Source organism: Salinibacter ruber DSM 13855 (genome assembly GCF_000013045.1).
Lineage (GTDB): Bacteria > Bacteroidota > Rhodothermia > Rhodothermales > Salinibacteraceae > Salinibacter > Salinibacter ruber.
In genome coordinates this window covers 3092552-3118924 of record NC_007677.1, presented here as the reverse complement: position 1 = coordinate 3118924, position 26373 = coordinate 3092552, and the positions used below count along the sequence as shown (strand labels likewise).

24 protein-coding genes are annotated in these 26373 nt (G+C 67.0%); 14 read left to right on the top strand and 10 right to left on the bottom strand.

Annotated elements, in window-relative coordinates; genetic code table 11:
- Window positions 1–149: 149 nt before the first annotated feature.
- Window positions 150–3029 (bottom strand): PAS domain-containing sensor histidine kinase, encoded by a 2880-nt coding sequence (locus tag SRU_RS13155; RefSeq protein ID WP_011405221.1) that lies wholly within the window; start codon window positions 3027–3029, stop codon window positions 150–152.
- A 442-nt stretch (window positions 3030–3471) separates the two neighbouring features.
- Window positions 3472–3954, bottom strand: a complete 483-nt coding sequence (locus SRU_RS13150) for a CBS domain-containing protein (RefSeq protein WP_164923656.1) — start codon at window positions 3952–3954, stop codon at window positions 3472–3474.
- A 665-nt stretch (window positions 3955–4619) separates the two neighbouring features.
- Between SRU_RS13150 and SRU_RS13145 the strand changes: the two genes are divergently transcribed.
- From SRU_RS13145 to SRU_RS13135, 3 genes are all read left to right on the top strand, one after another.
- Complete coding sequence (locus tag SRU_RS13145; protein ID WP_118829377.1) at window positions 4620–4937, top strand: hypothetical protein; 318 nt, start codon at window positions 4620–4622, stop codon at window positions 4935–4937.
- Window positions 4938–5384: 447 nt separating this feature from the next.
- Window positions 5385–5828 (top strand): SCP2 sterol-binding domain-containing protein, encoded by a 444-nt coding sequence (locus SRU_RS13140; RefSeq protein ID WP_013062694.1) that lies wholly within the window; start codon window positions 5385–5387, stop codon window positions 5826–5828.
- Window positions 5829–5878: 50 nt separating this feature from the next.
- The gene (locus tag SRU_RS13135) at window positions 5879–6361 is read left to right on the top strand and encodes a phasin family protein (RefSeq protein ID WP_237701752.1); all 483 of its coding nucleotides are present in this window, start codon (window positions 5879–5881) and stop codon (window positions 6359–6361) included.
- Here SRU_RS13135 and SRU_RS13130 read toward each other — a convergent pair.
- From SRU_RS13130 to SRU_RS13110, 5 genes are all read right to left on the bottom strand, one after another.
- A complete protein-coding gene (locus tag SRU_RS13130; protein WP_011405217.1) occupies window positions 6358–7767 on the bottom strand; it encodes a WS/DGAT/MGAT family O-acyltransferase in 1410 nt (469 codons plus the stop codon). The genes SRU_RS13135 and SRU_RS13130 overlap by 4 nt on opposite strands.
- A gap of 63 nt (window positions 7768–7830) precedes the next feature.
- Window positions 7831–9039, bottom strand: coding sequence for a DUF445 domain-containing protein (locus tag SRU_RS13125; protein ID WP_011405216.1), 1209 nt, complete (start codon window positions 9037–9039; stop codon window positions 7831–7833).
- A gap of 48 nt (window positions 9040–9087) precedes the next feature.
- Window positions 9088–10020, bottom strand: a complete 933-nt coding sequence (locus tag SRU_RS13120) for an MlaD family protein (RefSeq protein ID WP_013062687.1) — start codon at window positions 10018–10020, stop codon at window positions 9088–9090.
- Window positions 10021–10077: 57 nt separating this feature from the next.
- Window positions 10078–10848 carry an ABC transporter ATP-binding protein gene (locus SRU_RS13115; protein ID WP_011405214.1) on the bottom strand — a complete coding sequence of 257 codons (771 nt, stop codon included), beginning with the start codon at window positions 10846–10848 and terminating at the stop codon, window positions 10078–10080.
- Window positions 10849–10914: 66 nt separating this feature from the next.
- Window positions 10915–11667 (bottom strand): MlaE family ABC transporter permease, encoded by a 753-nt coding sequence (locus tag SRU_RS13110; protein ID WP_011405213.1) that lies wholly within the window; start codon window positions 11665–11667, stop codon window positions 10915–10917.
- A 236-nt stretch (window positions 11668–11903) separates the two neighbouring features.
- Between SRU_RS13110 and radA the strand changes: the two genes are divergently transcribed.
- The 6 genes from radA to SRU_RS13080 all read left to right on the top strand — a co-directional run bounded on the left by radA (window position 11904) and on the right by SRU_RS13080 (window position 17511).
- Window positions 11904–13283, top strand: coding sequence for a DNA repair protein RadA (gene radA / locus SRU_RS13105; protein WP_011405212.1), 1380 nt, complete (start codon window positions 11904–11906; stop codon window positions 13281–13283).
- 141 nt (window positions 13284–13424) lie between these two features.
- Entirely contained in the window at window positions 13425–14030 is a 606-nt protein-coding gene (locus SRU_RS13100) for an RNA polymerase sigma factor (protein WP_013062684.1), read from the top strand.
- A gap of 48 nt (window positions 14031–14078) precedes the next feature.
- Window positions 14079–14642 (top strand): hypothetical protein, encoded by a 564-nt coding sequence (locus SRU_RS13095; protein WP_164923655.1) that lies wholly within the window; start codon window positions 14079–14081, stop codon window positions 14640–14642.
- Between the two features lie 50 nt (window positions 14643–14692).
- Entirely contained in the window at window positions 14693–15436 is a 744-nt protein-coding gene (locus SRU_RS13090; RefSeq protein WP_164923654.1) for a hypothetical protein, read from the top strand.
- A gap of 149 nt (window positions 15437–15585) precedes the next feature.
- Window positions 15586–16872, top strand: a complete 1287-nt coding sequence (locus tag SRU_RS13085) for an N-acetylmuramoyl-L-alanine amidase family protein (protein ID WP_011405209.1) — start codon at window positions 15586–15588, stop codon at window positions 16870–16872.
- Between the two features lie 84 nt (window positions 16873–16956).
- On the top strand, window positions 16957–17511 hold the full coding sequence (locus SRU_RS13080; protein WP_164923653.1) for a hypothetical protein: 555 nt from the start codon (window positions 16957–16959) through the stop codon (window positions 17509–17511).
- 16 nt (window positions 17512–17527) lie between these two features.
- Here SRU_RS13080 and SRU_RS13075 read toward each other — a convergent pair whose 3' ends face one another.
- Complete coding sequence (locus SRU_RS13075) at window positions 17528–17926, bottom strand: RidA family protein (RefSeq protein ID WP_011405207.1); 399 nt, start codon at window positions 17924–17926, stop codon at window positions 17528–17530.
- A 232-nt stretch (window positions 17927–18158) separates the two neighbouring features.
- On the opposite strand from SRU_RS13075, the gene mnmA reads away from it, so the two are divergent.
- The 3 genes from mnmA to SRU_RS13060 all read left to right on the top strand — a co-directional run bounded on the left by mnmA (window position 18159) and on the right by SRU_RS13060 (window position 21954).
- The gene (gene mnmA, locus SRU_RS13070) at window positions 18159–19310 is read left to right on the top strand and encodes a tRNA 2-thiouridine(34) synthase MnmA (protein ID WP_011405206.1); all 1152 of its coding nucleotides are present in this window, start codon (window positions 18159–18161) and stop codon (window positions 19308–19310) included.
- Window positions 19311–19536: 226 nt separating this feature from the next.
- A complete protein-coding gene (locus SRU_RS13065) occupies window positions 19537–20967 on the top strand; it encodes an RtcB family protein (protein ID WP_011405205.1) in 1431 nt (476 codons plus the stop codon).
- Window positions 20968–21213: 246 nt separating this feature from the next.
- Window positions 21214–21954: a response regulator transcription factor gene (locus SRU_RS13060; RefSeq protein ID WP_011405204.1), complete on the top strand. Its 741-nt coding sequence runs from the start codon at window positions 21214–21216 to the stop codon at window positions 21952–21954.
- Window positions 21955–21982: 28 nt separating this feature from the next.
- Here SRU_RS13060 and SRU_RS13055 read toward each other — a convergent pair whose 3' ends face one another.
- On the bottom strand, window positions 21983–22693 hold the full coding sequence (locus SRU_RS13055) for a response regulator transcription factor (RefSeq protein ID WP_013062678.1): 711 nt from the start codon (window positions 22691–22693) through the stop codon (window positions 21983–21985).
- Window positions 22694–22937: 244 nt separating this feature from the next.
- Between SRU_RS13055 and SRU_RS13050 the strand changes: the two genes are divergently transcribed.
- Entirely contained in the window at window positions 22938–24008 is a 1071-nt protein-coding gene (locus tag SRU_RS13050; protein WP_011405202.1) for a M42 family metallopeptidase, read from the top strand.
- A 27-nt stretch (window positions 24009–24035) separates the two neighbouring features.
- Here SRU_RS13050 and SRU_RS13045 read toward each other — a convergent pair whose 3' ends face one another.
- Window positions 24036–25394 (bottom strand): class II 3-deoxy-7-phosphoheptulonate synthase, encoded by a 1359-nt coding sequence (locus tag SRU_RS13045; RefSeq protein ID WP_011405201.1) that lies wholly within the window; start codon window positions 25392–25394, stop codon window positions 24036–24038.
- A 197-nt stretch (window positions 25395–25591) separates the two neighbouring features.
- Between SRU_RS13045 and SRU_RS13040 the strand changes: the two genes are divergently transcribed.
- Window positions 25592–26329: a response regulator transcription factor gene (locus SRU_RS13040; protein ID WP_011405200.1), complete on the top strand. Its 738-nt coding sequence runs from the start codon at window positions 25592–25594 to the stop codon at window positions 26327–26329.
- The last annotated feature ends 44 nt before the right edge of the window (window positions 26330–26373 follow it).

Here is a 26373-nt window from a genome sequence, read left to right as displayed (position 1 = left end):
GCCTCTACTGACCAAAGGCGACTTCGGGGGCTGAATGACGCACGACCCTCGTGGGGGCGGCAGCGCGGCCCCTGGCGAGGGAGAAATGAGAGACACTCAAGAGACAGCGGGTCTCCGTGTGGCCCCGCCTCGTTTCGTCGCATCCGTCTTCACGAGGCGGATCCATCGGTCGGATGCTCCTCCGAGGCCGGAAGATGGATGGTAAACCGGGTGCCCTCGCCTTTCTCGGTGTCTACCTCGATGGATCCGTCCATCTGGGCAACCGCCTTGTTCGTGACCGCCAGGCCGACGCCGGTCCCCTCGTACTCGCGATTTAGCCCTTCCGACGCCTGTCGGAACGGCTCGAAGAGCGACTCGGCCACCGCCGGGTCCATCCCAATGCCGGTGTCCTCAACTTCAAGCACGGCCCGGTCCTCGTTCTGAAACGACCGGACCCAGATGCGGCCGCCCTGCTCGGTGTACTTGATCGCATTGGAGACCAGGTTCCGAATGACGATCTGGATGCCGCCTTCGTCGCCCTCCGCCACGGCGCAACCGGTCTCGAGCTGAAGGCGAACCCCCTTCTCCTCAGCCTTCGGGCGGAGCTCCTGAACGGCCCAGCGGATTTGCTCGTTCAGGTCGACCGGGGCCGTTTCCAGCTTCATCTGCCCGGACTGCAACTTGGAGAGGTTGAGCACCCCCTCCAGCGTTTCGAGCAGGCGCTTCCCGCTTCGCTCGATCATGGTGGCATACCCCGGGAGCGGGCTGTCCGACAGATCCAACGCGCCGGCCTCCGAGCCGATCAGCTCGGCAAAGCCGATAATCGACGTCAGCGGGGTGCGAATCTCGTGGCTGATGTTAGCGAGGAAGGCGCTTTTGAGGCGGCTGGCCTCCTCGGCCTCCTGGCGGGCCGCCTCCGCGTCGGCCTTGGCTGTGCGGAGGGCCTGCTCTCGCTCCTTCTGGTCGGTGATGTCCTGGATCGTTCCACGGACCCGAACCGTCCGGCCGTCGTCCTGTTGCGGCGCCCCGCGGGTGCGGATCCACTTCTCCTCCCCAGCGTCGGTAATCAGGCGGGCCTCGACGTCGTAGGGTACCCCGTCCTCGGCCGCCCGGCGGAAGGCCTCTTCGGCCTCCCATCGGTCATTGGGGTGATACAGCCCGTGGCTCCGCTCCAGCGTCATCTTCGCGCCCGGAGAAACGCCGTGGATGCGGTAGGCCTGGTCGGTGAGGGTGAGGGCGCCCGTGTCTAGGTCGTACTCCCACCCGCCGACATTGGCGATCTCCTGGGCCCGTTGGAAGAGATCGTTCTTCCGCTCGAGCTTTTCCTTGCGGCGGCGCTCCTCGGTGATATCCTGGGCGACTGCCATGCCGGCGATAACTGTTCCGGACTCGTCCCGAACCGGGAGCGTTCGGTTGAAGTACCGGCGCCCGTCCATCGTCTGCTCGAACGCATTCTTCTCGCCGTTGAGTGCGCGCCGGAAGTACATGTCGAGCTCCTCGGCCAGGGCGGCCGGAAATATGTCGTGCGGACCTCCCCCTTCCACGTCCGACGGGGAGAGGCCCGCGTCCCGGAGTTCGCGTCCCCCTGCCAGTGTATACTGCAAATCCTCGTCGAAGAGAAAAACGCCCCCGGGAAAGTTCTCGATAAGCGCTCGGTACCGCCCCTCCGCCACCTGAAGGGCCTCCTCCCGCCGTTTCCGCTCGGTGATGTCCCGGGCCGTGACAAAAATCGAGACGACCTCCCCCTCCTCGCCGGTCACCGGACGCATGATGCCGGTCACGGTCCGGGCTTCCCCGTCCGGGGTCACGTGCTCGGCCTCGAACCGCACGTATTCCCCCTCCGCCACGCGCTCGACCTTCTCTCGGACCGCCGACCTGTTTTCCGTTTCCCACCAGGGGGTCTCCCAGAACGGCCGGCCGAGAACGTCCGCCCGGGTCGCCTCGATGTACCCGAGGGCCGTGTCGTTGACCTTCTGGAACGTCCCGTCCGGCGAGAGCACGCCGGCGAGGATGTTCGGGTCGTTCAGCATCGCCTGGAAGCGCCGTTCGCTCTCCCGCAGCTCCCGCTCCCGGCGCTTCCGCTCGGCAACGTTCCGGCCGACACACACGATCTGGCGCTCCCCCTCCAGGTTTTCGACGGGGTTGCCCACGAACTCGTAGGGCACCGCCACTCCGTCGTCGGCCACGAGGGGCACTTCCACCTGGCCGCTGCCGGTTTGAAGCACCCTGCGGATGGCTTGCTTGGCCTGCTTCTCCCGCTCGGCCGGCACAAAATGGTCCAGCGCGTCCACGCTTCCGACGTCCTCGTCGGACAGGCCGGTCGTCTCCAACACGCGGTCGTTCCACCATTGAAACTGGCCTGTCGGGTCGAGGGCAAAGAACAGGTCGTCGGTCGCGTTGAGGAGGCGGTTGGTGTACGCCCGATGGCCCTCCAGCCGGTCGCGCTGCTCCTCGAGCTCCCGTGCCTGGTCCGCGAGGTGCCTCCGCACGCGCAAGACCCACCGCGCGACCACCCCGACGACGAAGGCCACCATGGCCATGCCCCCGCACAGCACCAGGGGGCTCAGCTGAACGGCAGGGGCCCACAGCAGTGCAGCCCCCGTGAGGAGCAGGCCCGCCGACAAAAACGACAGCACGGACCGCAGCAATTGACTGCTGACCAACACCAGGGTGGCGGAGACAGCGTACACGACGAGCATGCCTACCACGTACGCGCCCGAAAACTGATTGACCGCCGCCAGGGCCACACTCCAGGCCATCAAAAGGTAAAGCAGTCCCCACGCGACGCCGACGCAGTGGGTGCGAAGCGTTCGCAGAACGTATGTGCCCGCCACGAACGCCCCCAAGACGCCCGCAATGACGAGCCGGATCCACATCGGATCGGTTGCCTCGGGGCGCGCGGCCTCGTACAGGAGGCCGTAAAGTGGGATCAGGAGGCTCCCGAGGAGGCAGAGCAGACGAACCACCTGCAGCCGAGACTTAGCATTGGTGGAGAGCATGTCGTCGCTCGGCCAGAGAAGGGCGGTGATGTTGCGGGCGGGAGAAGGCATGGCAGATCCCGAGAGCGGCGGAAACCGACGGCCGTAGATTGAAAAGAGGTGTCGGGGCCGTCTTCAGACTACAACGTTACACATTGCATCACGGGAGGTGGACGAGGGTTCCGAGGCGAGGACGCCCGGAAGGGACGTTTCTCGCCTCCACGTCGCGTCGTGTTGCGTCCGTGCCGGGGAGAGGCTGGATCGGCCGAACTCCATGCCGCTGCGAGCAGGGGGCACTACGGGATGTACTCTCCCCGATCGATCTGGGGCTCAGCGGGTCCGCGGGTTCTCGCGGACGATTGAGGCGCCGTCTCCGCTCTTTCGGGGACAGCCGCCTGCGCGAGCGGCTCCAGAAGCCGTGCCCTCAGCTCAAGCGTACGGTCCGTCCGGCGCGGCGCATTCCGGCCCGTCGAATCCCACAACCGGCGCCTGCCCTCGGCGAGCATCCGCTCTCCTACCGGGTGGAATACTGGCCCGTCACGTAGTTCACGAGCTGCGTCGCGCCCGACTCCGCCGACTCGGCGACTTGCTTCGCGCAGTCCCGCATCGAGATGATGTCGGCGAGGTTGCCCTCGTCGTCGACCACGGGAAGGTGGCGGCACTGCAGGTCGTTCATCCGATCCAGGCAATCGCGGAGCTGGTCCTCCGCCTCTGCGGTGACGACGTCTTCCGTCATGACTTCCTGCACCTCGGTCTCCGGGGAGGAGCGTCCCTTCAAGGCAATGTCGCGCATGTAGTCCCGCTCGGTGAAGATGCCGACCATCTCGTCGTCCTCCGTGATGACGATGGACCCGATGCCGCGGTCCACCATGGCGTCGATACACTCGTAAACGGTGTCGGTGGGGGTGGCCGTGAGGACATCCCCGTTCTGCTGGAGGGTGCCCTTCGTTCGCAGCACGTCTCGGACCCGTGTCTCAACAAGTTCGCGTTCGTCCATAGCAGGCAAAGCGTTTGAAGAAGTGTAAGAATTGGGCCAAACCACGAGTGCTGGTTCCCCTTGCCCACCCGGGTCGTTCCCGCTTCCTCTGCATTGTAACGCGATCGCGACACCCTTCCGCCGTCGTGGGGCAGGCCCCCTTCGCGCGAAGACCTCCCAGACGGACGGAAGACTGGTGCTCGGGCCCACCGAGGCTAGGTCCCCACCGGCACGAAGTGGTTCAGTGATCGGGGGATGGGGCCGGCCTTCTCACGAAAGCGAAGAGACTCCCCCGAGAACGTCCGGTCGTCGTACGCCCGGCCCGAATCCCAAAAAATGGCGAGGCCGTTCGTCCGCCCGGACGGGTCCCGCACGACACTCAGGGCGACACGGACCCCGGTTCTCCGCCGTACGGCCCCGGGCCATCTGGGGACGACCCATTGGATTTCGATTTTATTTTGACCTTCAGGGGAGGCGTCAGGGCCCACTCTCCGGACCTCCCACGTTCTTTGTTGGTTCTCTAAAAAGCGAGTTACCGCGTCCTACGAGCCTGTGTGGCGTTCTGAAGGATCGCGGAGCAACGGCTGCGCACTCACGCGACTGCAAAGCGGCCGGAAATAGCCCCACGAGCCGGTCCCGCCTCGCTTTTCAGGGCGGGCCCTTTCTGTGTTTGAGCGTTCATCCTTATGAGCCAGAGCGAAGACGAGACGATTTCTTCCCCATTGGTTGGCGGCCTGCTGGTCGAGGACCTGGTTCGATCCGCCTTCTTCGGGTTCGTGTTCGGGGCCGTTCTCTTCGTGGTCTCCGACCAGACCGGCATCGTTCAGCGCGCGCTCTCCTGGATGGGCTTCATCAGCGTCAGCAAATACCTGGGCGTGAAGGAGCTCGCCATCTTTGGCATGGGGCTCGGGGTTGCCCTGGGCCTTGCTGGGCAACTGTTCAGCCGGGGCGTGGCCCTTCTCGTGTCCTCCTCCGGAGAGAGCCCCGGCCCGATCGACCCGTAAGGCCGGATGCGACTGCATGCGCAGGGGCAGAGGGAACCGCGTGGTGGTGGGGAAAAGAACCGGGGGCGACCGTCCCCGGAAGGGACCACGGCCCGTCCCACCCGCCCCCGGCCGAGAGATCCGTTTCTGAAAGCCGACGCTCAGGTCCTCTTCGGGACGGTGCGCCGAGTCATCGTCTCCACGCTAGAAGGGGACCGTGTGGACACCCGACGGTCGGTGCTGGTCGGCGTGGGGCCGGTCCGCAGAGCGGGGAATGGGGACCGGCCTTGTCTGTGAGTTGTGAGTCGTCGCGGCGATGGACGGGGGGGACGGGAAAGACCGCGAGACGCACGAGACCTGGGCGCCGGTCAACGTGCCCCAACGTTGCGCGCCCCCGTTTCGCTTGCCACTCTGCCCCCCGCACGGCTACACTACGGCGCGGCCTTTTGACAAATCCCTTCTCCACCCATGAGCGACGACGCCCCCCGCTACTGGACGCCCGCGTACGTCGAACGCTTCGTCGAGGCGCTGAACCGCGACGACGAGTTCCAGGACACCGCGGGCTCCTTCTCCGAAACCATCGAGCTGCGGTGCCTCGACACGCCCGACGCCGAGGACGTGACCGCCACCTACACGTTCGAGGAGGGCCAGGTCGTGGACGTGGACCTTTGGATTGACGACGCCCCCTCCGATCAGATGCGCGAGGAGGCGGTGGACACCGATGCGATCATGGCGCGGGCCACGGCCCCCTACGACGTGTGGATGCAGATGGACCAGGGCGAGATGGGCGCCACCGAGGCCATCGCGTCGCCGGACTATAAGATCGACGGCTCCATGATGCAGATCATGTCCAACATGGGCGTCTTCCGCGGCATGATGTCGGTGGCGGCGGACGTGGAGAAAACCTACTAGCGTTGCGTGAGGGCACCGATCCGTTCTCCGACATCCTCAACGGCAAACACATGAGCGACAGCGGCCCCACAATTACCATTACGCGTGGCAAACGACCCGAGCAGGCCGACCCGAAGCCGTCCGCGTCGTCTGCGCGCTCGCGATCGTCGGGGTGGGGGCTGCCGGGGCCCGGCGCAGTGGCATCGGGCCTGGTTCGTGGGGCGCGTGCGGCGTGGTGGGCCGGCCTCGGGGTCGTCGGGGCGGTGCAGGACGCCGGCACGCAGGTGTTCGACGCGCTCGTGGAGGAGGGCCGGTCGTGGGAGCGGGCCCGGCGCGAGCGCACGGAGGCGATGGCCCGGCGGGTGCGGCGGGCGACGGACGAGGCCGACGCGATCCGGGCGTCGGACGAGCGCGTCCAGGCGGACGTGAACGACGTTCTCCGGCGGGTGGGGGTGCCGTCCCGCGACGACGTGGCGGAGTTGCGCGAGCGGGTGGACGCCCTCGGCGCCCGCATCGAGGCGCTCGCCCGGTCCATTGAGGAAGCCGATTCTTAACCTTGAGGGGATGACGCGGGGGGCGGTCCCTCATCCGTGGCGGGCAGCAGGTCGTCCGCGAGCCGGTCGAACTCGCGCTCGAACCCCTCGATAATGGTGTCGGGGTCGGGGATGAGGCCGGCGTCGCAGGCGATGCCGAGGCGCACCGTGCCGTCGTAGCTGAAGATGCTCACGCCCAGGCCCACGTGCCCCGCCCGCGGCACCCACGGCATCACGTGCTGCACGTGCCGCCCCTTCATGTGGAGCGGCTCCTGCGGCCCCGGCACGTTCGTCATCACCGCGCTGGCCCGGTTGCTGAAGTGGCGCACGGCGCGGTCCTCCACGCTCAGCGGCAGGTACCCGAGGCTCTCCAATACGCTGAACGCGGCGACGGCCTCCGCCGAGCCCTTGAGGGCGTCCATCCGCTGCTTTACCGCCAGCATGCGCTCCAGGGGATCGTCGAGGCCGACGGGCAGGTCCAGAAACACGAGCCCGAAGCGGTTGCCGAGCTCGAAGGCCTGCTCTGGCGGGCGCAGGTTGACCGGGATGAGGGCGCGTACCGTCTCCGTGTCGGTCGGCTCCGTGCGGGCGGCCAGGTAGTACCGCAGCGCCCCCGCCACGGCCCCGAGCAGCACGTCGTTCACCTTGGCGTCCACGACGCCCCCGATGCGCTTGACGCGCGCCAGGTCGAGGGGGGCGGACCACGTAGCCCGCTGCTTCACGCCCAGCTCGCCCTTCAGGGGCGTGTCGTCATCGTGGGGCAGCGAGAGAAACTTCGACAGCGCCGCCCCGAAGCTCAGGCCCTGTTTGGCGCGCCGCAGGGCGCGGGAGGGCCGAAGGAGCGACTTCGCGCCTTCGCTCAGCAGGCGCCGCCCGGTCCGGACGGTGCCGCGGACGGTGTCGAGGGCGCCCTGCATCACGCCGGAGAGCAGCCCGCGGTCCTCCGTCGTGGGGAAGCGGGCCGGGTCGAAATACTCGTCGGTGAGCGACAGCAGCACCTGCAGCAGCGCCATGCCGTCGGCGATGCAGTGGTGCAGCCGTATGATGAGGGCACTGCCGCCGAGATAGTCCTCCACCAGCTCCATCTCCCAGAGTGGCTTGTCCCGGTCGAGCGGCACGCTCATGAGCGTGCTCACCCGCTCCTTGAGCTCGTCGCGGCCGGCCGCGCCCGGCAGGGCCGTGCGGTGCACGTGCCGGTCGAGGTCAAAGTACGGATCCAGTTCCCAGTACGGGGAGCCCTCGGGGTCGCGCACCCGCTGCCGAAACCGGTCGAAGCCGAGGAAGCGCTCCTCTAGAAGGGTCTTGAGCGTGTCGACGTCCATCGGGTCGTCGAGCACGAGCACGCCGGTGATGGTCATCAGGTTCGTCGGCTCGTCCATCCGCAGCCACGCCGCGTCGACGCCGGAGAGGGGCTCGTGGGGGGGCATTGGCGGCAGTGCAGGTGGTGAAGGAAAAGCAGGGACGACCGATCAATGTGTGCGCGGCCGGTTTTACGAGGACGACGTATCATCTGTCCGGGCGCGAAAGAGCGCCTCGTCCAGGCCGTACACGGCGAGGCCGAGTGTCGTGACCGCGACGAGTGCGGCCGCTGGGGCCCAGATGATGAAGCCGCCGATGATGCCGAGCGCGGCCCCGAGGTACTTGATGTAGTTGAGCTGCTCGTTGGTCGTGCGGCGCAGCAGCATTTCGAGTTGCCGCTCGTCGTAGGCGCGCACGTTCTCATAGATCATGCGCTCCAGGTCGAGCGTGTCCACGAGGCGGAGCACCACGCGCGTCAGCAGCGATTCGATCTCGTCGCTGCGGCGTTCCAGTTCGGCGGGGAGGCGGTCGAGCACCGGATCGAGCTCCTCCACCAGCGGGTCGACCGCGTCGGGCAGGCGCCGCACGGTCTCGCGCAGGCGGGCCCGGAAGTCGTCCTCCCCGAAGTACCGGTAGGCCCGCAGCATCAGGCCCGAGAGGCCCTCGCCGGCCTGCGCCTCCACCTGCTCGGCGGTGAGGGCGACGATCCGTGTCTGCACCGACGGGGTGGAGAGCACGTCTCGCAGCGCGCGGCGGAGCAGGGCCTTCCCCTCCGTGCGCACCGCGTCGTCGGTCGCCACGTCGCTGGCCGCCGCCACGAGCAGATCCCGGTACTGGGCCACGAGGCCGCTCTCCCGAATTTTCTCCTTGATGAGGGCCTTGTTGATGAGCTCGTCGCTCACGGCCTGGGCGAGACGGTAGGCCACCCGCTCCCGCTGGGCGGGCACGAGGCCCTGTCCCACGAGAGGCCGCGGCTCGCGGGGGCGAAAGAGCATCGTGATGGCGAGCCAGTTCGTCCCGAAGCCGACGAGGCCGCTGACGGCGGTGAAGCGCAGCAGGTCCTCCAGCACGACGGTATACCCGGCCACGGTCAGGGTCACGCCCGGAAAGTCCCACACGAACGACAGGGCAAAGAGCGCGCCCAGCACCCAGGGCAGGGCCTTCAGCACCGGCAGCCAGCGGGCGTAGCGGCCCGTGCGCTTGGGGGGCGGCTCCACCCCCGCCTCCGCCGTGCCGGCGGAATCGGGCAGGTGGCGGCTCGCCGTGCGAAAGATCTGCCGCTGCAGGCGGGGCCACGACGCGTCGCGTCCGGTCGCCCCGTCGTGCGAGCGGGATTGCACCGCTGCCGCCAGCCCTGTATCTTCCTGGCCGTCGTTGGTATCGGAATCAGGAGCCGCCATGCGCAGCGATCGGTTGCGTGCTGAGGGGCCCGTCGGGGTGCTCCGTGTCTAAAACACCTTCACGAGCGTCATGTCGTTCAGGTAGCGCCCCGGGTCGCGCTGGAAGTCCTGGAGAAGCGTGTTGGTGCGGGCCGCGGCCGAGTCCAGCCGCAGGTAGAGGCTCGGGTCGTTGAGGAGGCGGCCGGCCGTGCCGTCGCCCTCGTTCAGCTTGGTGGCCACCGTGTCGAGGGTGGCGGAGGTCTGTTCGAGGGAGGCGAGCCCCCGGTTGAGGCGGTCGAGCGACTCGTTCAGGCGCCGCACGGCCACGTCCAGGGAGTCGCCGTTTTCGCCCATGAACGTGTCGAGGTCGCTCGACACCGACTGCAGGTTTTGGAGGAGGGCGCGGAGGGTTTCCTTCTCCGCCTCGGTGACCGATTCGAGGTCGCCCGTGATGTTCTTGGCGGAGGTGAGGGCCTGTCGCAGGTCGCTGTCCGGATCTTGGAGTTGGGTGCTCAGGGCCGACATGGTCGTGTTCGTGCTCGTAAGCACGCTGTCGGCCTTGTTCGCCAGCGCGGGGGCCTGGTCGGTAAGGCGGTCGAAGACGCTGCCCTCAGGGGGCGCCGAGAGCGTGGCGTCCGGCGGGAGCGGGGGGTTCTCGCGGGGGCCGGGAAGGATGCTGATGCGGACGCCGCCAATGCCGCTAAAGCCGGCAACCTTCGCGTGGGAGCCCTCCGGAATCCGAATGCCCTCCTCGATGCGGAGGCGGGCCCGCACGGTTTGGGTCTCCTGGTTGAGGCGGATCGACTCCACGGAGCCCACATTGACGCCCTTCATGCGCACCGGGTTGCCCGCCGTGAGGCCGCTGGCCTCCTCAAATTCGGCCTTCACGGCGTACGTGTCGCCGAACAGCGGGAGGTCTTGCAGGAACCGAACCCCAAAGACGGCCGCGACAACCGCGACGACGATGGCGATCCCAACCTTGATTTCGTTGCTGTATTCCATGTAGCAGGAGAGCAGGACGTGCGAGAACGGCGAAGAACCCGAAACGAGCCCAAGGGGTCAGGCCGACGGCCCGGACAGGGCGGGGGTGGTGTCGCCCACCTGGTACTCGTTGGCTTTCACAAAGGAATTGAGGTGCGGGTTCGAGCAGTCGTGAATCCCGGAGACGGGCCCCACCCATTCGAGGTTGCGCTCGTGGAGAAAGGCGACCCGGTCGGCAATGGAAAGGACGGAGTGCATGTCGTGGGTGACGACGACACTCGTCACGTTAAGCTCCTCGGCGAGGTGGCTGATGAGGTCGTTGATGGTGTTTGAGGTCTCGGGGTCGAGGCCGCTCGTCGGCTCGTCGTAGAGAATGTATTCCGGCTCGATGGCGATGGCGCGGGCGAGGGCCACCCGTTTCCGCATCCCCCCGGATAGGTCGGTCGGGTTCTTCGTCCCCACGCCTGAGAGGCGAACCAGGTCGAGGCACTCCTGCACGCGGTCCCGGATGCCCCCCTCGTCCATCGACGAGAAGTAGCGGAGCGGGAAGGCAACGTTTTCGAACGTCGTCATCGAGTCGAAGAGCGCGCCGCCCTGGAACAGCACGCCGAACCGGCGCCGGAGCCGGCGAAGCTCCTCGTAGGGAATCGTGTCGATGTCCGTGCCGTCCACGAGCACACGCCCTTCGTCCGGCGTGAGCAGGCCCACGACGTGCTTCATCAGCACGCTCTTTCCGGACCCGGACCGCCCGATGATGGCGAGGGTCTCGCCGTCGTGGATGTCGAGCGAGACGCCCTCCAGCACCTGGAGCGTTCCGAACCCTTTCGATACGTTCTGGACCTCAATCATGGCGGGGAGGGAGGCAGGGGGTGCAGGGACGGCCCGTCGCACGGAGCCGGGCACGCGTCGGGCCCGTCACAGCAGCAGCAGGGCGATGAGGAGGTCGGCGACGAGGATGAACACGCAGCTCAGGACGGCCGCCTGGGTCGTGCTGTCGCCCACCCCCACGGCCCCGCCGCCCGTGTAGTAGCCTTTGTAGCAGGCGATGGAGGTGATGATAAACCCGAAGGCGAACGACTTGATGAGCCCGATGGTGGGGTCGAGCAGCTTGAAAAACTGGCGCGCGCCCTCCAGAAACTCGCTGGCGCTCAGGAAGCCCCCGAAGTGCCCCACCCCGATGCCGGTCCCGATTCCGACGACGCAGGAGACGACGTACAGCACCGGAAACATGAGGACGCCGGCCAGCACGCGCGGCAGGACCAGGAACCCGACGGAGTTGAGGCCCATCACCTCCAGGGCGTCGATCTGCTCGGACACCCGCATTGTCCCGAGCTCCGCCGCGATCCGGGCGCCCACGCGCCCCGCTAGGATGAAGCCCGCGATTACGGCCCCCAGCTCCAGCATGATGGACGGCGCCACGATCGACCCGATGATCGTCTTCGGGATGAAGGGCGTCTCCAGCTGGTAGGCGGTCTGCACGGTAAACACCGCCCCCGTAAACGCCGCCGCGAGGGCGACGATGGGGATCGAGTCGATCCCCACGCGCACCATCTGGATGAAGAGGTTATTCCAGTAGGTGCCCACCTTGTCGATCGAGGCAAACGCCCGGCCCATGAGCGTCGCGTACCGGCCGAGGGCCCGAAACGGAGAGAGCAGAGCGTCGAGCAACGAGACAGAAGAAGCAGAGAATGCACAGGGCGCGAACGAGGCGGCCCGGAGCCGGGACGGCTCTGAGCCGGAGCCTGCATATGCACATCCAACCCGACGCGGAGGTTCCTCTACGTCGGGGGCACGGAGGGATCTCTGGCGGACGGATGGCAGTGCACTATGCAGGCGCAGCCCTCGGAAGAACACGGGCCGCGTCCGCCCTCAGTCGTCAAACGCACGAACCCGCCGGTATTCGCATGGCCAGCTCCGAGCCGCGATACGTTTGTCAGGAATGTGGGCACGAGGCCCACAAGTGGATGGGCAAGTGCACCGGGTGCGGGGCCTGGAACACGCTCGTAAAGGAGACCGAGAGTGCCGACGTGGAGGCCCAGGTCCCCGACCTCAGCACGGACGGCCAGAACGGAACGGCGGCGGCCCAAAACCAGCCGACCCAGCTGACGGAGGTGGAGATGGAGGGGGAGTCTCGGCTGAAGACCGGGGTCGACGAGCTCGACCGCGTCATGGGCGGGGGCATCATGCAGGGCTCGTTCAGCCTCATCGCCGGGGACCCCGGCATCGGCAAGAGCACGCTCATGACCGAGCTGGGCGGCTACCTGCCGGGCCGCAAGATCCTGTACGTGACCGGGGAGGAGTCGAAGCGACAGGTCAAGCTGCGCGCCCAGCGGCTCGGGGTCGACAGCGACGCCCTCTACCTGCTGGCCGAGACGAACGTGCAGGAGATCGCCAACGCCGTCGACGACGTGGCCCCCGACCTGCTCGTGGCCGACTCCATTCAGACCATCTACCGTCCCGACCTGACGAGCGCCCCCGGTTCGGTCAGTCAGGTGCGGGAGAGCACCGCCTCGCTCCTCAAGCTCACGAAGGAGCGGGAGTTCTCCACCTTCCTCGTGGGGCACGTTACCAAGAAGGGCACCATCGCGGGGCCCCGGGTGCTGGAGCATATGGTGGACACGGTGTTGTACTTTGAGGGCGATCAGAACCACGCGTACCGCATCCTCCGGAGTGTGAAAAACCGGTTCGGAGCGGCCAACGAGATTGGGGTGTTCGAGATGCGGGAGGACGGCCTGCGGGAGGTGCCCAACCCGAGTGAGATCTTCCTGTCCGAGCGCGGCTACGGCGTGAGCGGCTCCACGGTCGTGTGCTCCCTGGAGGGCACCCGGCCCATCCTGGTCGAGATTCAGGCGCTCGTCACGCCCACCTCCTACAGCACCCCCCAGCGCACCGTCACCGGCTTCGCGGCCCAGCGGCTGCAGATGATACTGGCGGTGTTGGAGAAGCGCGCCGGACTGGCCTTCAGCGACCATGACGTGTTCATCAACGTGGCCGGGGGGGTCAAACTGGAGGAGCCGGCCGTGGACCTGGGCGTCGCCATCGCGGCGGCGTCGTCGTTCCGCGACATTCCCGCCGACACCGGCTCGGCCCTCATCGGCGAGGTGGGGCTCGGCGGCGAGATTCGCACCGTGAGCCGCGTGGAGCCGCGCCTCAAGGAGGCCGCCAAGCTGGGCTTCGACCGGGCGGTGGTGCCGGAGAACAACCTCGACCGCATTGCGGGCGACTACGACATCGACGTGACCGGGGCCCAGCAACTGAAGGAGGTCGTGGACGTGGTGTTGTGACGGCGGATCGCCGCTCCGGAACGGTCCTTGTAAACGTAGAGGGCCGAGCACGAGGGGACACACAATAATTGCGCTGGGACACTCGTTTGAATCGGCACCATGTCCCCACGTCCCGGCACCTGCCACTGATTGGGTTTCCGCATGCAGCCTACGGATGAGGAACTGGTATCGGCGTACCTGGACGAGAGCGACGAGCAGGCCTTTCGGCAGCTCGTCGAGCGGCACCAGGACCGTATTTTTGGCTACCTGATGGGCATGGTGAAAGACCGGGCGGTGGCCAACGATCTCTTCCAGGAAACCTTCGAGCGCGTGATCAAGGCCATGCACGGCGAGCGCGGGTCGTACGACCGGCAGGGCCAGTGGCTGAGCTGGGTGATGAGCATCGCGCGCAACGCGGCAATCGACCACACGCGGAAGCAGAAGAAGTGGACGGACGTGCCGCAGGACGAGGACGACGGGCGGTCCTTCTGGGACACCCTGGAGGACGACTCGCCCTACGCCGACGAGCAGCTCCACCGCGCGGAGCAGCGCGAGTGGCTCGACGAGCACATCGAGCAGCTCGCCCCCGAGCAGAAAGAGGTCCTGCTCCTGCGCCAGGAAACGGACCTCACCTTTCGGGAGATCGCCGAGCTCCAAGACGTGTCCATCAACACCGCCCTCGGCCGCATGCGGTACGCCCTCAAGAACCTTCGCAAGATGATGGAGGCCTCCGACGAGACCGCGCTGGTCGGCACGATCGACACGTGAGGGTCGCGGCGCGGTCCGGCCTGCTTCACAGAGTGACCTTTTGCCCCTATGGACGATCGGCTACGTCTCATTCGGTATCTGTACGACGAGGAGGTGGACGAGTCGGCGCTCGCGCGGCGGTTGTCCGACGATCCGGACCTCTACCGCGAGTACGAGGAGCTGGCCGCGACGAAGCGGGCGCTGGACGACCGGCCCGCGCGCCGGCCGGACGCGGCGGTCGTGGACCAGGTGGTGGACCAGGCCCGCACGGCCGCCCCCCCGGCCGCGCCCCCGAGCGAGGACCGCCCGGCGCGGGCCCCCTCCCACGCCTGGGCCCGCCGCCTGCAGCCCGCCGGTGCCGCGCTTGCCCTCCTGCTGGTGATTGGCCTAGGGTGGTGGCAGGGCGACGGAACGTCCGACGGCCCGGCCGCGGACGCCGCGGCGCCCGGCGCGATCGACGGGGCGCCCCGGCAGGCCCCCACGACCGCCCAAACCCGGTCGAGCGGCGCGGACGCCATCCCGGCGTGGGACGACGGGGAGGAGTTGATCCGCATACAGCGCCGCATCGACCGGCTGCAGGCACGGAGCGCGCCGGACCGGTGGGGCTCCCTCCAGCGGGTCAGCCGCCCCTAACATCCGTTTCCGGCTCGCCTCGCGTCCCATTGTTCACGTCTCGCTTCCCCATGACCGCTCTGCACCGCCTGGGTTCTACGTGTCGTCGAGTCGTCGCCGGGCTCGCCGTCGGGCTCCTCCTGTGGGGCCTGCTTCTGCCCGCCGCGTCGGCCCAGCAGACCCACACCCTGAACATCCGGGACGGCACCGTCTACGTCGACGGGCAGCCTCTGTCGGCGGACCAGCTCCCGGACAGCTTGGACCTGCGAGGGGTGCGGGCCAACTACCGGTTCGTCGGCATCCAGCGCCCCGTCGTGGAGCTCAAGGGACGCCTGTTCGTGGTGCAGGATGGACTGAGGCCCATCACCGAAGAGGAGGTGCGGCGGCAGCGGGCCTCCGTCGTATTGGGAAGTGGCGGGGGGCAGGCGCGAGCCTCTTCGTCCCCTGACGGGGTCGAGGCCGCGAGTGCCCCCGAGGCGTCGCACCGGCAGTACCTCGACGCCGTGCAGCGCTCCAGCCGGGAGCTCTACGAGCGGCTTCAGCGCGAGCGCCAAATGGAGCAGAACGCGCGGAACCTCGCGCGCACCATTCGGCTGTTGCCGGAGGGCGCGGAGCGCCGGGCCCAGATCGACACGCTTCGCGCCATGCTCGAAGACATTTTTGCGGTGAAGCAGGAAAACCGGCGCCGCGAGATCGAGCGTCTACAGCGGCAGATCCGTGAGCTGCAGGAAAACCTTCAGCGACGGGCCCAGATGCGGGACCGCATGATTGACCGCCACCTCCGCCAACTCATCGACTCCACGCGCGGCCGATAGCGACGCCGCACAGGGCCGTCCGCCGCCCGCATCGTCCTCGTTGTCACCTCATCCTTTACTTTAAGTGGGCTGCGCCGCATCTTGTAGGGCGGCGGGGCACGCAGCCACCGTCCGCACGTCGCTTTTCGTCAGGGGTGTCGCATCTGTCTATGGATTGGTTCCGGGCCCACATCGCTCGTTGTGTCGACGCCGGGCATCGATCGCGTTGGGGCCCGTCGTGGCTCCTGGTCGGGCTTCTGCTCGTGGCGGCGGGGCCGGCCCAGGCCGATGTGCTCGTGACCGACGTGATCTTCTCTCCCCGGTCCGACGGGCAGGGCTACGTCGTGCGCGTCCGGACGACGGGCTCCCCCGAGGCGTACATGCTGCAGCCGGAGCAGGCGCGCGAACTGAAGTGGGTGCTCTACAACACGACCCTCCACGCGGACTATGACAAGCGGGCGCCGGCAGGGCCGGTTGAGGACTACACGGTGACGCAGCAAAACGGCCACTTGATCCTTCGGGTGACCCTAACCTCGGACCGCTCGATCTCGCCCACGGCCTACCGCGACGGGGCGTCCGACGACGTGCTACTGAACCTCGCGTACGACGACGCCCCGCCGGTGGCCTCGGGGGCCGCCTCGTCCCCCGCGTCGACCGCGTCCGCCTCGTCTCCATCCGCCGCGGACGCCCCGACGGCCGCCCGGACAGAACAACGCCGGCGGGACCCGATGGCGACCCTCTCCCGCGAGCGATCACGCCTCGACACGGTGGTGATCGATCCCGGGCACGGGGGCAAAGACCCGGGAGCGGTGGCCCACGGGCTGTACGAGAAGGACATTGTGCTGGACGTGGCGCACAAGCTGGGGGAGTACGTCGAGAACCGCCTGAACCTTGAGGTGGTCTACACCCGAACGGACGACCGCTTCATTGCCCTGGAGGAGCGTGGGCACCTGGCCAACCGGAGGGGCGGCGACCTCTTCATCTCGCTTCACGCCAATGCGTTTCAATCCGCGTCCGTCCAGGGCACCGAGACGTACTTCCTGGGGCGCTCCAAGACGGACGCGGCGCGGCGCGTCATGAAGCAGGAGAACAGCGTTGTGCGGGAGTACGAGGAGAATCCGGACCGCTACGACGAGTACGACGCGGAGGCCTTCGTGAAGGGCGAACTCTTCCTCAGCGCGAGCATGCAGTTCAGCGAAGAGTTCGCGTCGATCGTCCAGAATCAGTTCAAGGAGCGGGTCCAGCGGCGCAGTCGGGGGGTGCACCAGGCCGGGTTCTACGTCCTGTGGAGCGCCTCAATGCCGTCGGTCCTCGTGGAGCTTGGGTACCTGACCAACCGCCAGGAGGCCCGCTTCCTCAACAGCGACCGGGGCCAGACCTATCTCGCAAGCGCCATTTTCCGGGCCGTCCGCAAGTACAAGAACCAGTACAACAAGGGCATCGTCTCCAGCGAGTAGGGCCCGTTCGCGTGCGGCCCTGGTGGGGACGGGGCTGGACTGCTCACACTGGTGCCCTGCTCCTCACAGCCAACCGCACGTGCCATGACCGTTGCCGAACGGACCCTGCGCCGAGGATCGTTGCTGATCGTGCTGCTGGCCGCAAGTGTGGCGTGGACCAGCTGCGACCTTGCGTCGGCGAGCAACACGGCCATCCTGAACGCGAACTCGCCCATTGCTCCGACGGTGCAGCATCGGTTCGAGTACAAAGGGGAGGACGTTGTGGATGGAGAAGTGGCGGTCGAGTCGAAGATTCAGTCGGATGACCTCGACGCCATTTTGTCCCGCAACGGATTTAGCCGGAGTGATGTGGTCGATGCCCGAATTGATAGTGTAAAGATTATCAATCCGGAATCTGCCCCGTCGCTGAGAGACGCAGATGTGTTCTTGGGGACAGACGCAGAAGGCCCTCGCGTTGCACAGGTCACGTCTTTTCCGGACGGCGCTTCGTTCGTCGTCGACGACACGTCTACACCCGTCCTTGAGGCTGTACGAAACGACGAGGCACGAACGCTCTACGGCCGGTTTGGGCTAGAAAGCGCCGGCGATGGAGCAGTCAAGGCTGAGGTCTACTACCGACTCGAAGTGGAGGGTGTGTAGGACGCCCTCTGGGGCTCTACCGGATGGCGATGCAGGACACCTCGACCCGTGCATTCCGGGGGAGCTTGGCAACCTCCACGGCCTGCCGGGCCGGCGGTTTTTCGTTGAAGTACCGCGCGTACACCTCGTTGATCTGCGCGTAGTCGTTCATGTCGGCCATGAAGACCTCGCACCGCACCACGTTCTCGAACGACATGCTCGCGGCCTTCAGGACGGCGCCAACGTTTTCGAGCACGCGTTCCGTTTCCGCCTCAATCGTCCCGTCCACCATGCTGTCGGTGTCCGGGTCGATCGCGATTTGACCTGAGACATAGAGCCGGTCGTCGACGAGGACGCCCTGGCTGTACGGGCCGATGGCCGCGGGGGCGAGGGGGGTCGTGACGGTACTGCGAGACGCAGAGGTCGACGTGGACATAGAATACGTACCGGGGGCGTTTGGCAGGGAGTGATGCCTTCAAACTTCTGCTTTCCGGGGTCGTGGTACAAGCAAATATTTTCTGAAGACCATTTCCCGCTCGAGGCGGCCGAGCAGCAGGGGGGCACGTGTGTTGCTGATCGGCGGGGCCCCGACGCGACTGAGGAACGCCCATCCGTGCGCGGCGGTTTTACATATCTACAGTCTTCTCTTTCGACTCACCGCCTAAATCATGAGCAAGAAGGGACGCGTGCTCGTCGCCATGAGTGGCGGCGTCGACTCCTCGGTGACGGCCGTGCTGCTCAAAGAGCGCGGCTACGACGTGGTGGGCCTCACCATGAAAACCTGGGACTATTCCACCAGCGGGGGGCGCGACGGAAAAGAAGTGGGCTGTTGCTCCATCGAGTCGATGAACGACGCCCGTGTGGTGGCGACTGAGCACGGCTTTCCGCACTTCGTCGTGGACCTGCGGGAGGAGTTTGGGGACTGGGTGATCGAGCGCTTCACCGACGAGTACCTCTCGGGCCGCACGCCCAACCCCTGCGTGCTCTGTAACACCCACATCAAGTGGGACGCCCTGTTGCAGCGGGCCGACGACCTGGACTGCGAGTACATCGCCACGGGCCACTACGCCAACGTCCGTTACGACGACGAACGGGACCGCTACCTCCTGAGCCGCGGGCTCGACCGCAACAAGGACCAGAGCTACGCGCTCTGGGGCCTGCCGCAGGAGCACCTCGCCCGCTCGATCTTCCCCCTTGGCGCGTACGAGAAGCCGGAGATCCGCGAGATGGCGGCGGAGTTCGGCCTCGACAACGTAGCCGACAAGCCGGACTCCTACGAGATCTGCTTCATCCCGGACAACGACTACCCTCGGTTCCTGAAGGACCGCGTCGACGGCCTTGAGGAGGAGGTAAGCGGCGGCACGTTCGTGCTCAGCGACGGCACCGTGGTGGGGGAGCACGACGGCTACCCCTTCTACACCATCGGCCAGCGCCGGGGGCTGGACCTCGCGCTCGGCGAGCGGGTCTACGTGACCGACATTGACCCCGAGACAAACACGATTACGGTGGGGCCGAAGGAGGAGCTCATGGAACAGACCCTGACGGCCCACGAGATCAACCTCGTGAAGTACCCCGAGCTCGACGGGGAGCGCCCGGCCTGGGGGACCATCCGCTACAACGACGATGGGGCGGGGTGCCTGGCCTGGCAGCCGGACGAGGACACCCTGAAGGTGGCCTTTGCCGAGCCGAAGCGCGCCATCACGCCGGGGCAAAGCCTCGTGCTATACGAGGACGAAGACGTGCTCGGCGGGGGGTGGATTCACGAAGTGGGCGGGGCCGAGAACGAGGCGGCGGAGCGGGCGGCTGAAGCCCCAGCGTAACCCCACCGACGCCGGGGCACCGTCCTCGCTGGAGAGGGGACACAGCGACTGTGCAACGCACGTCGCTCGAAAAGAAAGCCTACGGGGAAGTCCCCATGAGGAAGATGGAAGTGGAACACTGAATTTCTTCCCATGGTTCAATTTTCGCTCAATTACGTCTCAAAAATAACAAGACGCGGCGTTCCAGACGGCGTTCAGCCCTGGGGCGTGCGCGAGCCTCTAGCGTATGAAACGCACGGACCTGACGCGGATCGACGAATTCACATGGGAAATCCCCAAGTCGTTCCAGGACGCGATGCGGGTGCCCGTGCGCATCCTCGCGAGTGAGAATCTCATCGACGAGATTCTCGAACGAAAGGCCATCGGTCAGGCGATTCGCACCTCGATGCTGTCCGGACTGGTGGGGCATCTCGTGGTGATGCCCGATGTCTACAGCGGGCAGGGGGCGCCGGTAGGCATTGTGGCCGTGTCGAAATGGCCGGTGGGCACCATTGCGCCCGGCGCCATCGGACACGACATCAACGCGGGCGTCCGACTGCTGGGGTCGGACATCAAGACCGAGGAGGCGGAGGGCAACTTCGACGCCCTTGCCGACGCCCTGAAGAACCACATTCCGAGTGGGACGGACGCGGAGGGGTCCATCTCGCTCAACAAGAGCGAGGTCGACCACGTCGCCCAGTCCGGTGCCCAGTGGGCCCTGCGCAAGGACATGGCGCAGCAGGACGACCTCGTCCGCGCCGAGGAGGGGGGGCGCCTCAACGAGGCGGACCCGAAGAAGGTGAGCGAGGCGGCCCGGTCGATCGGGGCGCAGCAGCTCGGGACGCTCGGGGGCGGAGAGCACTTCATCGAGATTCACTCGGTGGAGGAGGTCTTCAACCGCGCGGCGGCCGTCACGATGGGTCTCAAAGAGGGCACCCTCGTTGCCCAGATTCACTGCGGGTCCCGTGGGTACGGGCGACAGGTCTGTGCCGACTACATCGAGCGATTTCAGGAGGTGGCCCCCTCCTACGACATCGACCCGCCGGACCCGAACCTGGCGTCGGTGCCGCTCGACTCGGGCGAGGCGGAAGACTACATGGGGGCCATGCGGGCCGCGGCCAACTACGCCTATGCCAACCGACAGGTGCTGGCCCACCGCGTCCGCGAGGTGTTCGACGATCTGCTTGAGGGGGCGGGGGAACGGCTCAAGACGGTCTACGACGTGGCCCACAACCTGGGGCAGGTGGAGATGCATCAGGTCGACGGCAAGCACATGCGCTGCTATGTCCACCGCAAGGGGGCGGCGCGCGCCTTCGGCCCCGGCACGCCGGGCATCTCGCTCCCGTACCGTGCCCTCGGACAGCCGGTGCTGGTCCCCGGAAGCATGGGCGAGACCTCGTGGGTCATGCTGGCCACCCGCGACGCGATGCAGAAGAGCTTTGGGTCGGCCTGCCACGGCGCCGGACGGACCATGAGTCGCCACGAGGCAAACCACCAGGCCGAGCCGGTGCCGCTCGACGGGGACGGGGACGGCGTCGCCGTTCGGTCCGGCGACGGATCCGCGTCCGCCGGCGTCCAGCTCAAGGAAAACATCGGCGGGGTCGTGGAGACGGTGGCCGGGTCGCGCCTCGCCGGCAAGGTGGCGCGGCTGGAGCCCCTCGCCGTCATGCACGGATGAACCCCTGGCATCGCTGTACGGCCCGCCCCATCCGTTTGCCGACCGGGCCCCCGGCCGAATGCAGGAGGAATGCGGTCGGGACGGCTCCCAACGGGGCCGGAGGGATATGAATCCGTTGAACCAGCTTCTCTTGTTGCGAGAGGGTAATAGGATCGGGCGCCCTGTCGGAAGCGTACCGTGCTTCGTATCGTATGGGCTACCTAGCTCCGCGCCGACTCTTCTCTTTGCCTAACTTCTTTTGCCTCCATGTCCGACTCCGACCCCGAAGGCCCCTCTCTTCTCGTCGTCGAGGACGATAGCGAGCTTAGCACGAGTCTTCTGCTCTACCTGGAATCCGAGGGCTACGAGGTCACGCTCGCCGAGACGGGAGAAACGGCCCTGGAAGAGGCCACACGGCTCCCGGGGTACGACCTGATCGTGCTCGACGCGAAGCTGCCGGACCTCAGCGGCTTCGAAGTGCTCCGGCAGTCCCGGGACGACGGGGTCCGCACGCCGGTGCTCATGCTCACGGGCCTCGGCGACCACGAGCACAAGATGCGGGGCTTCCAGGTCGGAGCCGACGACTACCTAACGAAGCCGTTCGAGACGGAGGAGCTGGTGGCACGGATCGACGTGCTGCTTCGTCGGGAGGCGGAGGCAACCGACGAAACCGGAACCTTTCGGGTCGGGGGGCTCCGCGTGGATCTCGAAGAGGACGATGTCTCACGGGACGGAGAGCCCGTCGACCTCACAGACCTGGAGTACAAACTGCTCGCCTATCTGCTGCGCCGGCGCGGCCGCACGGCCACCCGTGAGCAGATTCTCCGCGACGTGTGGGACCTGCCCACCGAGGTGGAGACGCGCACCATCGACCGGCACGTCAACGCCCTCCGCGACGTCATGGACGGCGAGGCGGAAGACGAGTGGCCCATCCAGAGCGTGTACGGAATTGGGTACAAACTGGAGGGCGCCGAGCGGACGACAGGGTCCGAGCAGGAGACGGTGTAGGGGCAGGGGGGCGGGGCGTCCAGACGGACTACTCCTCGTCGAACCGGTAGCCGATGCCGTAGACCGTCTCGATGTAGGTGGGGTCGGACGGGTCCGGTTCGATCTTCTTGCGGACCGAGGCCATGTGGCGGTCAATCGTCCGTGTGATGATGTTCTCGTCGATGCCCCAGACGTCCCGCAGCAGCTGCTTGCGCGTGACGGTGCGGCCCTTGTGCTGGATGAGGTAGCGCAAAATGTCGAACTCCAGGGCCGTGAAGTTCAGCTCGTCGCCGTTCCGGTACGCCTCGTGGGTCGAGAAATTGACCTCCACGTCCCCGATCTCGTAGACGTCCATCGGGGCCTCGGCGGGCGGCATGGTGCGCTGGAGGATGGCCTTCACCCGCGCCGCCAGCTCCTCCACATTGAACGGCTTGGTGATGTAGTCGTCCGCCCCAAGGCCGAACCCCTTCAATTTCGACTCCTGCTCCCCGCGGGCCGTAATCATGAGAACGGGGGCGCTGAAGCCCATCTCCTGCGACTCCTCGAGCACCTCAAAGCCGTCCTTCTCGGGCAGCATTACGTCGAGGAGGACCACGTCGCACTTGTCCATGTCCTTCATTTTCTGGAGGGCCGTCTCCCCGTCCTCGGCCGTGTCCACCTCGTAGTCTTCGAGCTCAAAATACTCTTCGAGCCCCATGAGGATGTCGGTGTCGTCCTCCACAATAAGCATGTGGTAGGTGCGGTCCGTTGTCGTCTGCATGATCGGCGGGATGAATCGGGGAAGGGAGAACGCACGAGAACGGTGTCTGAGAAGCGACTATAACATAGCTCTTTCTTCTCGTATTGGTCCCGGGACGGGCGACGGGGCTGTGACGGTCGGGTTGGAAACCGTCGGGCATGCCGAAATTTGATGCGGGCGCCGGACACCACGCGGGGGCGTCCCGTATAGAAGACGGCATCCAGTCCGACGCCTACGATTCCGTTCACCCATTCCTTCCGTCCGCATGACCGACGACGCGAAATCGTTCTTCTTCGATCTTCTGGACACCCCGAGCCCCACCGGCTTTGAGGCGCCCGGGCAGCGCGTGTGGACCGAGTACGTGCGCGACCACGCCGACGCGGTGGAGGCCGACGCGTACGGCACGGCCTGGGCCCGCCTGGAGGGCACGGCCGACGATGCCCCGAGCGTCATGCTCGACGCGCACGCCGACGAGATCGGGTTCATGGTGCGCCACATCACCGACGACGGCTTCATCCACATCAACCGCATCGGCGGCTCCGACCGCGCCATCGCGCGGGGGCTGCGTGTGCGCATCCTCGGGGACGACGGGCCGGTCACCGGCGTGGTGGGCAACACGGCCATCCACATCCGCGACACCAAGAACGAAAAGGTGCCCAAGGTGCACGAGCTGTTCGTGGACATCGGGGCCGAGGACGAGGAGGAGGTGCACGACCGCGGCATCCGGGTGGGCCACCCGATGGTGTTCGACGTGGGCCCGACCGAGCTGACCGACACCCGCATCACCGCCCGCGCCATCGACAACCGACTCGGCGGCTTCATCCTCGCGCAGGCCGTGGCGCGGCTGGCGGAGGAGCGCCCGGCGTGGCAGGTGCAGGCGGCCAACTCGGTGCAGGAAGAAATTGGGGGGCACGGGGCGAAGATGATTACGCACCGCCTCGATCCGGACGCCGCGATCGCGTTCGACGTGACCCACGCCACCGACTCGCCGGGCATCAGCAGCACCAAGCACGGCGACGTTGAGCTCGGGGCGGGGCCGACCGTGACGCACGGCACGTCCAACCACCCGCAGCTCGTGGAGCGCGTCATCGAGGTGGCCGACGCCGAGGACATTCCGCTCCAGCACGAGCCGAGCAGCCGCCGCACCGGCACCGACACCGACTCCATCTTCAAGACCCGCAGCGGCGTGCCCAGTGTGCTTCTGTCCGTGCCGCTCCGCTACATGCACTCGACCGTCGAGGTGGCCGACACCGAAGACATCGAGCACTGCGTGCAGCTCTACGCGGCGCTCGTGCGTTCCTTCGGGGCGGACGAGGAGTTTAGCGTCTCGCTGTAGCGGCCGGCCGGCGTGCGCCTGGGGGACTCACCCGTGCAGCTGGCGGTACTTGCGGACGATGCTGAAGGCCATCTCGAGGGACTGCTCGTAGTTGAGCCGCGGGTCGACGCGCGACTCGTAGGCCCGCCCGAGGTCGGCCTCGCTCAGCCCGCGGGCCCCGCCGATGCACTCGGTGACGTCCCGGCCGGTGAGCTCGAAGTGTACGCCGCCCAGGTGCGACCCCTCGGCCGCGTGGACGTCGAGGGCCTGCTCCAGCTCGCCCAGGATGTTGTCGAAGTGGCGCGTCTTGGTGCCGTCGTCGGTCGTCTCGGTGTTGCCGTGCATCGGGTCCGCGATCCAGAGGACCGACTGGCCGGTGGCCTGCACCGCCTCGACGAGGGCGGGCAGCCGGTCGCCAATCGTGTCGGCCCCGAGGCGCGAGATGAGCGTGAGCTTGCCCGGCTCGTCCTCGGGGTCGAGCGTGCGGACGAGGGTCTTGAGCCTCGACGGCGTCATGTCCGGCCCCACCTTGAGGCCCACCGGGTTTTCGATGCCCCGGGCGTACTCGACGTGGGCGTTGTCGACCTGATTGGTGCGCTTGCCCACCCACGGCAGGTGCGTGCCGAGGTTGTAGATGCCGTCCTTGTGCGGGACGGAGCGGGAGAGGGCCTCCTCGTAGGGCAGCAGCAGCGCCTCGTGGCTCGTGTAAAACGTGACGCTTTCGAGGGAGTCGAGCTCCTGCTCGGTCACGGCCTCGACGAAGTCGATCGTGTCCCCGATCGCGTCGACGAGGGCGTGGTACTCCTCCGCGAGCGGCGAGTGGTCCATGAAGTCGAGGTCCCAGTACTCCGGGTGCCGCAGGTCCGCGAAGCCCCCCTCGGCGAGGGCCCGTACGAGGTTGAGGGTGAGGGAGGAGCTGGAGTAGGCCTCCACCATCCGCTCCGGGTCTGGGCGGCGCGCCTCCGCCGAGAATTCGGGGCCGTTGATGATGTCGCCCCGGTAGCTGGGGAGCGTCGTGCCGTCGTGCGTCTCGGTGTCCGAGGAGCGTGGCTTGGCGTACTGCCCCGCAAAGCGCCCGACCCGCACGATGCTCGTGTTGAGCCCGTAGGTGAGCACGAGGCTCATCTGCATCAGAATCTTGAGCCGGCCGGTGATGACGTCGGCCCGGCAGTTGCCGAACGACTCCGCACACTCCCCGCCCTGCAGCAGAAACCGGTCCCCCTGCGCGGCCCGGGCGATCTCCGCCTTGAGGTTCTCGACCTCCCACGACGTGACGAGTGGGGGGAGGGCCGCGACGTGGTCGAGCTTCTCCTCCAGCGCCGCCTCGTCGGGATAGGTGGGCTGCTGGAGGGCGTCTTTTTCGCGCCAGGAGTGAAGCGACCAGTCCTGAATGGTGGGCTCAGACATAGGCAGAGAAGTGTTCGTACGACAATGATTGCATGGACAACGAACCCCGCCGCGCACACGTTTCTGGAAGCGTGGGTGAGGACGTAGGCCGGAGACGAGCGAGATAACCATCGGCGCCGTGCCTCCGTAACACTGCGTCCCGTGCGACCGACGAACCCGAGAAACCGCCTGTTTCGCAACCCACCGCCCGTCCGCCCGTGACGACCGCCGCCGAGAAGCGCATTCTGCTCGTCGAGGATGACGACGACATCGCGGACCTGCTGGAGCTGCACCTCACCGACGCGGGGCACGCGGTCGACGTGGTTGGGGACGGCGACGACGGGCTGGCGCGGGCGTTGACCGAGGCGTACGACCTCATCGTCCTCGACATCATGCTGCCCGGCACCGACGGCTTCGACATCTGCCGCCGGCTGCGCCAGGAGAAGTGCCCGACGCCCATTCTCATGGTGACGGCCAAGACCGAAGAGGTGGACAAGGTGCTGGGGCTGGAGCTGGGGGCCGACGATTACATCACCAAGCCGTTTAGCATCCGCGAGGTGCTGGCCCGGGTGAAGGCCCTCTTTCGGCGCGTGGAGGTGGACCAGGAGACGCAGGGGCAGGCCGACGACACGCCCATTGAGCTCGGGAAGGTCGTCGTTGAGCCGGAAAAGCGCAAGGTGACCGTCGAGGGGGAGGCCGTCGACCTTACGAGCAAAGAGTTCGAGCTGCTGCTTCTCTTTGCCCGGCACCCGGGGCGGGCCTTCAGTCGCGACGAGCTGCTCGACGAGGTGTGGGGCTACCAGTACAGCGGGTACAGCCACACCGTCAACACCCACATCAACCGCCTCCGCAACAAGATTGAGCCGGACCCCTCCGAGCCCCGGTACGTGAAGACGGTGTGGGGGGTGGGCTACCGGTTCGCCGAGCGGGAGGAATTGGCGGCGCGTGATGTGTAACGGGTATTGCGTATCTCGTATTGAGTATTTCGTGGTTCGGGGCC